The organism is Dolichospermum sp. UHCC 0260 (genome assembly GCF_009711985.1).
Classification (GTDB): domain Bacteria; phylum Cyanobacteriota; class Cyanobacteriia; order Cyanobacteriales; family Nostocaceae; genus Dolichospermum; species Dolichospermum lemmermannii.
Map to the genome: position 1 here is coordinate 1 of NZ_VIKZ01000052.1, position 13209 is coordinate 13209.

Here is a 13209-nt window from a genome sequence, read left to right on the forward strand (position 1 = left end):
GGTGGCATGATTGACAGTGTAATTTTCTGGAATTTATTTAAAGAGCAATTTTTGGACTGTGATTTTTGTGATTTCTGTGATTTCTGTGATTTTTGTGATTTGTTTGACTAATTAATCATCTAAATCAAACCAATCACACAAATCATACTTCTGACTTATTTAGCCAATATTTATAAGCTGCATAAGCTAATGTGACTACTCCAGTAATAATAGCAGATTCATCAACTTCAAATTGGGGATGATGCAAGGGATGATTAATTATTCTCTCTTCATAGCCTACACCTAAGCGAAACATTGAACCAGGGGCGTGTTCTAAATAAACAGAAAAATCTTCTGCACCTAATGATGGTTCTGGTAAAATTTGGACACGATCATTAGTCCAAGCTTCTTCTGCGGAGGATTGTAATAGTTGTGTTAAGGCATTATCATTTTGGACACTGGGGACACCTTGATGATAATTAACTTGATATTTGGCGTTGAAAGAATTACAAACATTAGCTACTATGTTTTCAATCCACTGTGGTAGTTTATCACGGGTTTCTGGGTGAAGCGATCGCACTGTTCCTAATAACTGTACTTTATCAGCAATTACATTTGGCGCTCTTCCGCCATTAATTTGGCCAATACTCAATACTACGGGACGCAAAGGGTTTTGAGTGCGGCTAATAGCTTGTTGTAATGATGTAATCACTTGCGCTGCAATCCAAATTGCATCTATGGCTTCATGGGGACGCGCCCCATGTCCAGACTCACCAATAATAATAATTTCTAAATTGTCTGCGGCGGCTGTTAATGCACCATAACGGATACCAACTGAACCAGCGGGAATGGAAGGAAAAACGTGCAACCCTAAAATAGCCGCAACATTATTCATCACTCCATCTTGTACCATCCAATTTGCACCTTGGGCAATTTCTTCGGCTGGTTGAAACAAAAACCGCACCTTTCCACCCAATTCTGGGGCAATTTGGGAAAGTACCATTGCTGTCCCCAAACCTACTGTAGTATGAATATCATGGCCACAAGCGTGCATGACTCCTTCAATCCGAGAAGCATATTCTAAACTTGTGCGTTCTTGAATAGGCAAAGCATCCATATCAGTGCGAATTGCCAATATCCTATCACTAGGTTGAGTTCCTTGTAATTCACCAATGACACCTGTTCTACCTATTCCCTCTTCTACGTGCAAGCCATTGGCAGATAACACACCTGCAACAAAAGCAGCGGTTTGATATTCTTGCCCACTAAGTTCTGGGTGTGCATGAATATGGCGACGGATTTCGACTAAGCGGGGTGCTATATTTGTTGTTAAGTCTTTGAGTCGGTTCAGCATAGCAATAATTTTAATTCATTCACCTTATATTTCACTCTAGGATTTTGACAGCTTTAACTGCTACCCGCATTCTGACTAATTTTATCGGCTTACCTGCTAACTTTTCAGCATCCAGGAATACACACAAACTAATCACGATAGGATTGATGGTATGTTTGACAAGTCCAATCGCATTAAATACCCTATGATTCACTAAAATAGTGTGTTAGTAACAGAATAACGCACCCTACATTGATAATTCATTTTAAGGAGATGGGTGATTTGGATTTTCTTCTCTCTCCTTCATTTCATATTCTTTAATATATTCGTGTAGAGCTAATTTTTGATTTTCTGTTAAACCTGTATCTTCTGCTAAATTCTTAACTCTATTAATAATTTCAGATGCTTCTAAATAAAGTGATAACCACTCAAAACCTCGTATATAAACTCTTGGTTTTGTATTGAGTAGCTCAACTAAACCTTGGTCTTTTTTAATAACTTTTTGTACCCATTGTTTGATGTCTTCCACACCACCTAAATCATGCCAAAAATCTAGTATATATATTAGGCTAGGTACTGTCAAAAAATTATGACCCATTTTATCCTGCTGTGTAGCCCTTCTTATCTTATCTAAAGCTACTTGCTCTAATTCTTCTAGTTGTTGTTTATTAACAAGTCTTACTGCTTCTCGTTGACTTTTTGTAGCTTCATATTTACCATGCTCTCTTCCCAGAGAAATAATTTGCCAAACCATAGTAAATATTGCTTGTCCATTTTCCATTGATTGCTGAAGAACTTTACTCCGTTCCTCTTTTTCTATTCTTGCTAGAAGCTGATTAATTAAATCCTCTATTTCACGATCATTAGATGAACCTGTATATAATTTCAGTAAATTATCACCTACTGTAAATAAAGCTTCTAAAATAGAAGGTATATAATTTAAAGGAATATCTTTTTCATCTAAATTTCTAAAACGATTCAAAAATAATGTTACTCTACTTGTACCGTTAGGGCGAATTTCATAGGAAAGCTGTAATAATTTAGCAGCAAATTTCTGAGAATTACTTGCTAATGCTAATATAGCTTTCATTTCAAAAGTTGATATATCACCTTCTGGTATTGCTAGGCGAAAATATCGAGGAAATATTTCTCCAACACATATATGAAGTTGGTTGTTATCTTTTGCTAATTTCTGATTCATTATGGTGCTATTTGGGTATTTTATAGAAATTCTGATTCCGGGAAAAATTAGCATCATTATATTTTTTACTGCTTTTCTATCCTTCTCATTTATTTGGCTAATCCAAGAATCATGAAATATCTTACGTTCTTCCTCACTCATATAACTAGAGGCTGTCTCATAAAGCATATAACCAGAAAATAATTCAGAATTATGGCGGACTATATTGTAAATAAATGGACAAAATACTCTGATAGTTTCAATAGCGATAAAATCAACAAAGTTAACTTCTCCCTGGACTGCTGGATATGTTACTGTCAAGGTATTTATTAACCTACGAATACTGCGAGGTGTAGTTATAAAATGTTCTATACCTTGCAAATAAACTTCTCGCCAATGGTCTTGTTGAAATAGCTCTTTTGGAGTATTACCCAATAGTTTCTGTATATCTACTTCAAATAATCTGCGAAGAGAAAATTGATCTGGAAGAGGTAATTCAAAGGGAACTTGAACAATTTTTTCAAGGTAGGCTTCACCATCCATTTTCTGTATATCTTCAAGTGCTTTAACCACAACATCTTTATCAAATAGCAACAAATAGATAACATTAGGGAAATTAGCAACCGCTTTAATTACTCGAAACAATTGTCTAATCTCCTCAGCAGTAAGTCTGTCAATGTCATCAATTACAACTAATATTTTCTTATTTTCTTTCTTGAGTAATTCCTCTACCTCTTTCTTTAATTTATGGATATCTTTTGGTTGTATGATTGTATTTACAGTTGCAGCAAAGCCTTTTGTCCATAAACCGGGAATTGGTGCAACTCTTTCAGCCAAACTTTCTAGTAATTCTTTAGCATTTTTATCTAAAGATTGCCATTTATCATATAAAACACCTAGCAATTGATCAAAAAAGCTTTTTGTGAGGTCTTCTTGTCCTGAAAACCACCAGGGATTAAAAGGTACAATAGTCGGCTGTTCCTCTTCTGGCTTTTGTTCCAGGTAGTGAACAATAAAATTCAATAAAGTTGATTTACCTGAACCCCAAGGAGCATAAACTGCCATAACAAAACCATCTGGAGGAGACATTTCGCAAATGCTTTTAGCTAGATTTTCGGCAAAGGGAGCATATCCAAATTCATCATCTTTTGGATTAGTTAAAGGTTTATCTGCCGACAAAATATTTAAGTCTTCTGTTTCCACGCTAGAATTACTCCTGATCTCTGACATCCATTTTTAATAGTATGTAGCGAAGTATAACCATATTCTCGCCTCATCGCGCAATATATTTTTATTGCGATCGCTTTTACTTCCACAATTTTTACCATGTATATATAAAACTACTCTCCCGACATTTGATCATCTGCAAATCCTTGACGAGCAAAGATTTCAATCATTTCACTGCGAGTCAAATTATTTGCTGCTGCTAATTCATCCAACTTAGCCCAAGCGGTATCTGTAAGCCGGATAGACCGCAGCTTTTTAGACTCAACACCATAATCAGCCTGAAATTTCCCCCCTGGTGTGCGCTTACGTCTGGGTGATGTTAAAGCTCCCCAGAATGGTGTAATTTTTGACATTTATACTCGTGCAGGTGAAGTAGTATCCAATAACGGCATTGTCGAACTTGGACAAATAAATCAGATGTACATATGCTAATTTTTATGCAGCTTGACCTTAACCAGAGCATTAAGTAGGTAAACAGGAAAATTTAAAGGTATGTGACGAAATGTAAATTCAATAAATACCTTACAAATAGGTTATTTCACCGTTTTTACAAAACTAAACATATATCGTTTTTATTGTGTCTACCTACTTAGTAGTTTTCCTAATGACAATAATAATGTGTACAATTTCCGGTGCAATAGCCACAAATGAACTACAATCAGCCGACCCAGCCGATATGTTTTAAATTTCTCAAAATTACTCTTCTGTGCCTCTGCGTCTCTGCGTGCAAAAAAATCCTGAAAACCTCAATCAAATATGCAAACTCTTAACTCTCCCAAACCTGTAATCTCCATTCAAAACCTCGATCATTATTTTGGAAATGGACAACTGCGAAAACAAGTTTTATTTAATATCAACCTCACCATTAATACAGGTGAAATTGTGATTATGACAGGTCCATCTGGCTCAGGTAAGACCACATTATTAACCTTAGCTGGTGGATTGCGTTCGGCTCAATTTGGCAGTTTGCGGATCTTAGGTGACGAACTCTGTAAAGCCAATGCAAAACAATTAACCCAAGCCCGCAGAAATAACGGTTATATCTTTCAATCCCATAATTTACATGGTAGCTTAACAGCAATTCAAAATGTGAGAATGGGTTTAGAATTACATCCGAAAATGTCTGGAAAAGAAATGTTAATCCAATCACAAAAAATGCTAGAAGAGGTAGGATTAGGAAATCGGCTTAATTATTATCCAGATAACTTATCAGGGGGACAAAAACAACGAGTTGCGATCGCTCGTGCATTGGTAAGTCAACCAAAAATAGTTCTAGCAGATGAACCTACCGCCGCACTTGATAAACAATCGGGACGAGATGTAGTAGAATTAATGCAGAAACTAGCAAAAGAGCATGGTTGTACAATTTTGCTTGTTACCCACGATAACCGCATTTTAGATATTGCTGACCGAATTGTTTACATGGAAGATGGCCATCTTGTCCGAGAAAAAAGTGATTCTTTGCAGGATGTAGTTGGTTAAAATATTGTTAATACCGTTTTCTCTAATTTATAAATTCTGTAAGAGGGTTAATCTACAATGACTTGGGAATTTTGGATTGATAGGGGTGGTACATTTACTGATATTGTCGCCAAATGCCCCGACGGTAAATTACAAATTCACAAACTATTATCCGAAAATCCCGAACGTTACACCGATGCAGCAATACAGGGAATTCGGGAACTTTTAGGTATTTCAGATCATGAAACTATTCCCTCACACAAAATCACAATTGTCAAAATGGGAACAACAGTAGCTACAAATGCCCTACTGGAAAAAAAAGGGGATAGAACTGTTTTACTCATCACCAAAGGCTTTCGAGATGCTTTAAAAATCGGCTATCAAAACCGTCCCGATATTTTTGCCCGGCAGATTATTTTACCAGAAATGTTATATGAACAAGTAATTGAAGTAGAAGAACGTTATAACGCCCAAGGTGATGTATTAATTAATTTAAACTTAGATGCCATTCGTCCTCAACTGCAAACAGCTTATAATAGCGGGATTCATTCCTGTGCAATTGTTTTTATGCACGGTTATCGCTACACCAACCATGAAAAACAGGTTGCTAACCTCGCTAAAAACATTGGCTTTACTCAAGTTTCCGTATCTCACGAAATTACCCCCTTAATGAAATTGGTCAGTCGTGGTGATACAACGGTAGTTGATGCTTATTTATCGCCGATTTTACGAAGATATGTGAATCAGGTAGCGAGTCAGTTAGGAAAAAACGTTACTCTCCAGTTTATGCAATCTCATGGAGGCTTAACTGACGCAGCAACTTTTCTTGGTAAAGATAGTATCTTGTCCGGTCCGGCGGGGGGAATCGTTGGTGCAGTCCAAACTAGTCTGATGGCAGGATTTCATAAAATTATCAGTTTTGATATGGGTGGTACATCTACGGATGTTGCACATTATAATGGTGAATATGAACGTACCTTAGAAACAGAAGTGGCTGGAGTTAGGTTACGAACTCCAATGATGGCTATTCATACCGTTGCAGCGGGTGGCGGTTCAATTTTACATTTTGATGGTTCTCGTTATCGCGTTGGACCAGAATCAGCCGGTGCAAATCCCGGTCCTGCTTCCTACTCCAAAGGCGGACCCCTAACGGTGACAGACTGTAATGTCATGGTAGGTAAGTTGCAACCTGCTTTTTTCCCTCAAGTATTTGGAGCAAATGCTGACAAATTATTGAATGTGGAAATTGTCAAGAGTAAATTTGCGGAATTGGTAGAAGAAATTGGTGATAATCGCACAGCGGAACAAGTAGCAACGGGTTTTCTTACCATTGCCGTTGATAAAATGGCCAATGCGATTAAAAAAATCTCCCTCCAACGTGGTTATGATGTATCTGAGTATACTTTATGCTGTTTTGGTGGTGCAGGTGGACAACACGCTTGTTTAATTGCTGACGCTTTGGGAATGAAACAGGTATTTATTCATCCCTATTCTGGAGTTTTATCTGCTTATGGTATGGGTTTGGCAGATGTGAGGGTGTTAAAAGAAAAAGCTATTGAAGCGGTTTTAGAATTAGGGATATTGTCAAATTTAAAAGTAGTATTCACAGAATTAGCAGCAGAGGGAAAAAAAGAATTAAACCGTCAAGATCCTGGTAACACAGAGATTCAACTGTATGAAAAGCTGCATTTAAGATATGAAGGAACAGATGCGGCTTTGGTTGTAAATTTTGCCGATTTAGCAGCCATGCAGAATCAGTTTGCAGAGTTACATCGTCAGCGTTACGGCTTTATTGCCGAGGAAAAACCCTTGATTGTGGAAGCGGTGACGGTGGAGTTAGTATTACATCATGATGCCCCATTTCCATCTGTAATTTCTCGGATAAATGATAATTTACCGATTGCAGATACAACCGTACAGATGTTTACTGCTGGGAAATGGTGGGATACCCCAGTTTATCGTCGGGAGAATTTACAACCGGGAGACTGTATTTCTGGACCTGCAATTATTGTAGAAGCGACGGGGACAAATATTATTGAACCCCATTGGAAAGCAGAATTAACTAATATTCAGAATTTGGTTTTGTCAGTAGTCAGTAGTCAGTTATCAGTGGCAAATACAAATGAGAAAATTGAAAATCCTGATGCTGTCATGTTGGAAATTTTCAATAATTTGTTTCGGGCAATTGCTGAACAAATGGGAATAACATTACAAAATACCAGTTCTTCTGTGAATATCAAAGAAAGGCTCGATTTTTCCTGTGCAATTTTCGATAATCATGGACAATTGGTCGCAAATGCCCCCCATATTCCTGTACATTTAGGTTCCATGAGTGAAAGTATTCAGGCTTTAATTTCCACTCATAAAAATAATATTCAACCTGGTGATGTTTTCGCTGCTAATAATCCCTACAATGGGGGAACTCACCTTCCAGATATTACAGTTATTACTCCGATATTTCTTAATTCTCATCTTCCTATTTTTTATGTAGCTTCACGGGGACATCATGCAGATATTGGGGGAATAACTCCCGGTTCTATGCCACCTTATAGTACAAGTGTCACAGAAGAAGGGATTTTATTAGATAATTTTCAATTAGTTAATTCTGGGGTTTTCTGCGAACAGGAATTAATTAATTTACTCAGCAGTGAACCTTACCCAGCGAGGAATATTCCTCAAAATATCGCCGATTTGAAAGCACAAATTGCAGCGAATGAACTGGGAGTTAAAGAATTATTGAAAATGGTAGAACACTACAGCTTAGAAACTGTTCAAGCTTATATGGGTTTTGTCCAAGATAATGCCGAAGCATCAGTTCGTCGAGTAATTGAAGTTTTAAAAGATGGGAGTTTTAGTTATGCTTTGGATGATGGAAGTATGATCAAAGTTAAAATTACTATTGATAAAAAACTCAGAAATGCTAAAATAGACTTTACTGGGACTTCACCGCAATTAAATAATAACTTTAACGCACCATCAGCAGTTTGTAAAGCAGCAGTTTTATATGTTTTCCGCACTTTGGTAAATGATGATATTCCTTTAAATGCAGGATGTATGAAACCGTTGGAAGTGATTATTCCTCAAGGTTGTCTGTTAAATCCCCATTATCCGGCTGCGGTAGTTGCGGGAAATGTGGAAACTTCCCAAGCAATTACAGATGCTTTATATGGGGCTTTGGGTGTGTTAGCTGCTTCCCAAGGAACGATGAATAATTTTACTTTTGGTAATACGAAATATCAATATTATGAAACTATCTGTGGTGGTTCTGGTGCGGGTGAAGATTTCAATGGAACAGACGCAGTTCATACCCACATGACTAATTCTAGATTAACAGATCCTGAAGTTTTAGAATGGCGGTTTCCGGTAATTTTAGAAAGTTTTGCAATTCGGGAAAATAGCGGAGGAAAAGGTAAATATCACGGTGGAAATGGTGTAATTCGACGGTTGCGGTTTTTGGAAAATATGACAGCGGGAATTTTAGCAAATCATCGGGTTATTCCCCCTTTTGGTTTATGTGGTGGGAAAGCAGGTATGATAGGTAAAAATTATGTAGAAAGAAATAATGGAACTGTGAAAAAATTAGGAAGTAAAGCTGTGGTAGAAATGAATCCTGGAGATATATTTGTCATTGAAACTCCAGGAGGTGGTGGTTATGGGGAGATATAAAATATCACCAACTTCTTAAAAGAATGCAGAATTTAGAATTTAGAATTTAGAATTACGTTTTGCAACGGGGATTTTACCCCGACGCAAAACCCGCTGCTTGTAGAAGCAGGGGACTTTAACCCCCAAAGGTAAGTTAAATAAATATATGATACATAATCTAATTCTAAAGTAGAAGTTGGGTATCTGCTCACTAATTAACTATTAAATTTCTATTCAGTGTAAAGAAATGTAAAATCGCTGAAAACTTCTTCCCCCTTGCCTTTTGCCTTGCTATAACGACAATTTTTAACGCTAACCTACTTATTCATTATGTTATCAGTCCAAGATGCCGAAACTATTATTTTCAATGCGGTCCAACCTTTAAATCAACAACATGATATTGAAGTTGTGGATTTATTAACAGCATTTCATCGCATTTTAGCAACTTCTGTCATTAGTTCTTTAGATTTTCCTCACTGGGATAATTCCGCAATGGATGGTTTTGCTGTACGTTATGAAGATGTGCAAAATTCAAATCCTGAAAATCCTACCATATTGGCAGTTGTCGAAGAGATTCGCGCAGGATATCAACCCCAAATTACTATTAAACCAGGACAAGCAGCCAGGATTTTCACTGGTGCAATAATCCCAAAAGGTGCGGATACTGTAGTTATGCAGGAAAAAACTAAATTGCAGGAAAATCAAGTTTTTATCTTAGCTACACCGCAACCCCAAGAATTTATCAGAAAACAAGGAGACTTTTACCAAGCAGGAACGGAACTTTTACCAGCGGGAATTTCCCTCAACCCAGCGGAAATTGCGATTTTAGCAGCAGCACAACTACCTAAAATCAGTGTTTTCCGTCGTCCACGGGTGGCTATTTTTTCTAGCGGTGATGAGTTAGTAACACCAGAACAAACCCTAAAACCTGGACAAATAGTAGATTCTAACCAATATGCTTTAGCCGCTTTAGTCAAAGAATCAGGTGCAGAAGTGTTAATGTTAGGAATTGTTAAAGATAATCCAACTGCATTAACAGAGACTATAAATTATGCCATTAATCATGCTGATATAGTTCTTTCTTCTGGTGGAGTTTCTGTAGGTGATTATGATTATATTGATAATATATTAGCATCTTTGGGGGCAGAAATCCATTTTCGCGCCGTGCAAATGCGTCCAGGAAAACCCCTCACATTTGCCACATTTCCTAATTCCCTTTATTTTGGTTTACCAGGAAATCCCGTTTCTGCATTAGTCACATTTTGGAGATTTGTAGAACCGACAATCAAAAAACTTTCAGGAATTAATCAGGGTTGGGAAGCGAAATTTTTAAAAGTTGAATCGCATTCTGAATTAAAATCTAACGGGAAAATGGAAACTTATATATGGGGTAACTTAAAATTAAATAATGGTATTTATGAATTTCATCAAACAAGTGGCAATTTAAACTCTGGGAACTTAATTAACTTAGCGCAAACAAATGCTTTAGCCATTTTACCAGTAGGAAAAACCTTAGTTACTCCAGGAGAAGAAACTTTAGTTTTACAAATAGGATAAAACAAACCTTCTTCTTTTCTTCCTTCGTGTTCTATCCCTACGGGACGCTGCGCGAACGTCCCTTCGTGGTTCATTTACTCAGGTGTTAGTAACTTGTCTTTTATCAAGCACAAGTAGAGGAGAATCTATATCTAAAAGCCAATTTTCATCAATTAATTCTAGATTTTCATTATAGATAAGAACTAACTCACCTATATTTTCAAGAAAATTCATAAGAGAAAATTTGAGTTTTAGAAAACGTTTATCTTGGGTAACACCTACAAAACTACTAACTAATTTTGCTTCTATGGGGTGAGGTAAAGTAATTAATTCATAATATCTATCCTGTTCATTCCAATAACCATTGATTGTATAACAGCATTGTTCAAGATGTTTTTGAACAAGAGAATTAGTATCTAAATTTTCTAATATCTCAGTTAAATCTTGCCAGATTTGGTGATTTTTCAATTTAAGTGTAGTCATAATCTATTCTAGATTAATGTTGTCTTACAAAACCAGGAAAATGTAATATACCATAAAAAAATGTCCCAAAACTGACGCAAAAAACCTCTCTATTTTTTCTCTCTCTGTGTCCTCTGTGCCTCTGTGGTTCGTTTTAAAAAAAGAGTATTAGGCTTAACTAAACCGTATGGGATTTTAGCATCTTTAACGTTCACAAGAAACTAAAAAGAGTAATTCCAGAAAAACCAGAATTACCCTTTTTCAAAGTTCAAGAAAAATTACGCAAAAGCTGCCATTTTCACATCGTTATTACCAAGGATTTCTTGTAATTCCTCAGCGTCAACAGTTTCCTTTTCAATCAGCATTTGAGCAATTTCATCTAAAACCTTGCGGTTATTAACTAAAACTTCTTTAGCTCGAATATAAGCAGTATCAACTAACTTCCGAACTTCTTCGTCAATAGCAGCAGCGGTTTCTTCTGAAAAGTCGCGTTCAGACATAATATCTCGACCCAAGAACATATTTCCTTGTTGACGACCAAGGGCAACTGGACCCAAGCGATCGCTCATCCCAAAACGAGTTATCATTTGTTTAGCTACTCTGGCAACTTGCTGTAAATCATTAGAAGCGCCAGTAGTAACTTCCTCTTCACCAAAGATAATTTCTTCAGCCAGACGACCACCTAAAGCCACAGCCATTTGATTTTCCAAATAAGCACGGCTATATAAACCAGTGTCCATACGGTCTTCACTAGGGGTAAACCAAGTTAAACCACCAGCTTGACCACGGGGAATAATGCTAATCTTTTGCACAGGGTCATAGTCAGGCATTAAAGCCCCAACTAAAGCGTGACCTGCTTCATGGTATGCAACCAAAGTTTTGCGCTTTTCGCTCATTACCCGGTCTTTCTTTTCAGGACCCGCTAATACACGATCAATTGCATCATTGATTTCATCCATCGAAATTTCCGTTAAATTCCGACGGGCGGCTAAAATTGCCGCTTCGTTGAGTAAGTTAGATAAATCTGCACCGGTAAAACCAGGAGTCCGACGGGCAATTTTATCCAAGTCTACATCTTTAGATAAAGTTTTACCACGAGCATGAACTCGGAGAATTTCGCTTCTTCCAGCGTAGTCAGGACGGTCTACCACAACTTGACGGTCAAAACGACCAGGACGTAATAAAGCCGCGTCTAATACGTCAGGACGGTTGGTAGCAGCAATAATAATAATGCCAGTGTTACCTTCAAAACCATCCATTTCCGTTAGTAACTGGTTGAGGGTTTGTTCCCGTTCGTCATTACCACCACCCAAACCAGCACCCCGTTGACGACCTACCGCGTCAATTTCATCAATAAAGACGATACAAGGAGCATTAGTTTTTGCTTGTTCAAATAAATCACGGACGCGAGAAGCACCCACACCCACAAACATTTCCACAAATTCAGAACCGGAAATTGAGAAGAAAGGAACACCTGCTTCTCCAGCAACAGCCCGCGCAAGCAGGGTTTTACCAGTACCAGGAGGACCAACTAAAAGTACACCTTTAGGAATTTTTGCACCAATAGCGGTAAAGCGATCGGCATTTTTCAAAAAGTCTACAACTTCATTTAGTTCTAATTTGGCTTGGTCAATACCCGCAACGTCCCCAAATGTCACTTGAGTTTGGGGTTCCATTTGCACTCTGGCTTTAGATTTACCAAAGTTCATGGCTTGGCTACCTGGTCCACCTTGAGCGCGACGGAGAAGGAAAAATAGACCAACTAGCAGCAATACAGGGAAGAATAAGCTGCTGAGAGCTTTAAACCAAAATCCTTCGTCTGCTTGAGGTAATACGGCAATATCAACACCTTTATTTGTCAGAGTATTGATTAAATCTGGGTCGTTAACTAAGGTAACGATCTTTTTATTAGGATCATATTTGGGTGTTACCAAAGCTGTAGAACGGTCAGAACTCAAACTGACTCTCTCAACTCTGCCTTGTTTAACTTCTTGGATAAACTGGCTGTAGCGCCATGTTTCCCGGCTTTGGGGTTGTTTGTCAAAAAATGCTGTTCCTAGGGCAATAACAACTATAAAAAGGAGCGCGTACAGCCCCGTATTTCTCCATCTTTTATTATTCACTGATGTTGATTCTCCTGTACTGGTTTGCTGCTTATACTTAGCTTCTCTAAGAAAGAGGACATTATGATAATTATGTTAACTTATTTTAAGATATCTCAAAATAATCCTCCTGTCATGCTAAAAATTATCTCCCACCTCCTGCAATTCTAAAACATGAGAATCATAGGAGTTCTATTGTAGCGATTCTCAGCAGGAGTCAGGAGAAAAGAGGCAGGGGCAGGGAGCAGGGAAAATATTTATTGTCTATTGTCTCTTTCTTGACC

The 13209-nt window shown here is 37.6% G+C and carries 9 protein-coding genes; 3 read left to right on the forward strand and 6 right to left on the reverse strand.

Annotated elements, in window-relative coordinates; all coding sequences use genetic code 11:
- Positions 1-142 precede the first annotated feature (142 nt).
- The 4 genes from FJR08_RS17950 to FJR08_RS17960 all read right to left on the reverse strand — a co-directional run bounded on the left by FJR08_RS17950 (position 143) and on the right by FJR08_RS17960 (position 4072).
- The gene (locus tag FJR08_RS17950; RefSeq protein WP_015079537.1) at positions 143-1333 is read right to left on the reverse strand and encodes a M20 family metallopeptidase; all 1191 of its coding nucleotides are present in this window, start codon (positions 1331-1333) and stop codon (positions 143-145) included.
- Positions 1334-1364: 31 nt separating this feature from the next.
- Positions 1365-1526, reverse strand: a complete 162-nt coding sequence (locus FJR08_RS23310; RefSeq protein WP_217357534.1) for a hypothetical protein — start codon at positions 1524-1526, stop codon at positions 1365-1367.
- 51 nt (positions 1527-1577) lie between these two features.
- Positions 1578-3695 (reverse strand): KAP family P-loop domain protein, encoded by a 2118-nt coding sequence (locus tag FJR08_RS17955; RefSeq protein WP_323294577.1) that lies wholly within the window; start codon positions 3693-3695, stop codon positions 1578-1580.
- Between the two features lie 137 nt (positions 3696-3832).
- A complete protein-coding gene (locus tag FJR08_RS17960) occupies positions 3833-4072 on the reverse strand; it encodes a ribbon-helix-helix domain-containing protein (protein ID WP_168634091.1) in 240 nt (79 codons plus the stop codon).
- A gap of 403 nt (positions 4073-4475) precedes the next feature.
- On the opposite strand from FJR08_RS17960, the gene FJR08_RS17965 reads away from it, so the two are divergent.
- The 3 genes from FJR08_RS17965 (at position 4476) to glp (ending at position 10382) form a co-directional block, all read left to right on the forward strand.
- On the forward strand, positions 4476-5201 hold the full coding sequence (locus FJR08_RS17965) for a DevA family ABC transporter ATP-binding protein (RefSeq protein ID WP_168634092.1): 726 nt from the start codon (positions 4476-4478) through the stop codon (positions 5199-5201).
- A gap of 57 nt (positions 5202-5258) precedes the next feature.
- A complete protein-coding gene (locus tag FJR08_RS17970) occupies positions 5259-8846 on the forward strand; it encodes a hydantoinase B/oxoprolinase family protein (protein WP_168634093.1) in 3588 nt (1195 codons plus the stop codon).
- Positions 8847-9155: 309 nt separating this feature from the next.
- The gene (gene glp / locus FJR08_RS17975) at positions 9156-10382 is read left to right on the forward strand and encodes a gephyrin-like molybdotransferase Glp (RefSeq protein WP_168634094.1); all 1227 of its coding nucleotides are present in this window, start codon (positions 9156-9158) and stop codon (positions 10380-10382) included.
- A gap of 78 nt (positions 10383-10460) precedes the next feature.
- On the opposite strand, the gene FJR08_RS17980 is transcribed toward glp, so the two are convergent.
- Together FJR08_RS17980 and ftsH3 are read right to left on the reverse strand one after the other, a co-directional pair.
- Positions 10461-10844 (reverse strand): hypothetical protein, encoded by a 384-nt coding sequence (locus FJR08_RS17980; RefSeq protein WP_168634095.1) that lies wholly within the window; start codon positions 10842-10844, stop codon positions 10461-10463.
- Positions 10845-11101: 257 nt separating this feature from the next.
- Entirely contained in the window at positions 11102-12946 is a 1845-nt protein-coding gene (ftsH3, locus tag FJR08_RS17985) for an ATP-dependent zinc metalloprotease FtsH3 (protein ID WP_015079544.1), read from the reverse strand.
- Positions 12947-13209 lie beyond the last annotated feature (263 nt).

Bases quoted from the DNA above. Each gene is read 5' to 3' on its own strand.
- FJR08_RS17950 (WP_015079537.1), bottom strand. From the start codon at position 1,333: ATGCTGAACCGACTCAAAGACTTAACAACAAATATAGCACCCCGCTTA.
- FJR08_RS17960 (WP_168634091.1), bottom strand. From the start codon at position 4,072: ATGTCAAAAATTACACCATTCTGGGGAGCTTTAACATCACCCAGACGT.
- FJR08_RS17965 (WP_168634092.1), top strand. From the start codon at position 4,476: ATGCAAACTCTTAACTCTCCCAAACCTGTAATCTCCATTCAAAACCTC.
- FJR08_RS17970 (WP_168634093.1), top strand. From the start codon at position 5,259: ATGACTTGGGAATTTTGGATTGATAGGGGTGGTACATTTACTGATATT.
- glp (WP_168634094.1), top strand. From the start codon at position 9,156: ATGTTATCAGTCCAAGATGCCGAAACTATTATTTTCAATGCGGTCCAA.
- FJR08_RS17980 (WP_168634095.1), bottom strand. From the start codon at position 10,844: ATGACTACACTTAAATTGAAAAATCACCAAATCTGGCAAGATTTAACT.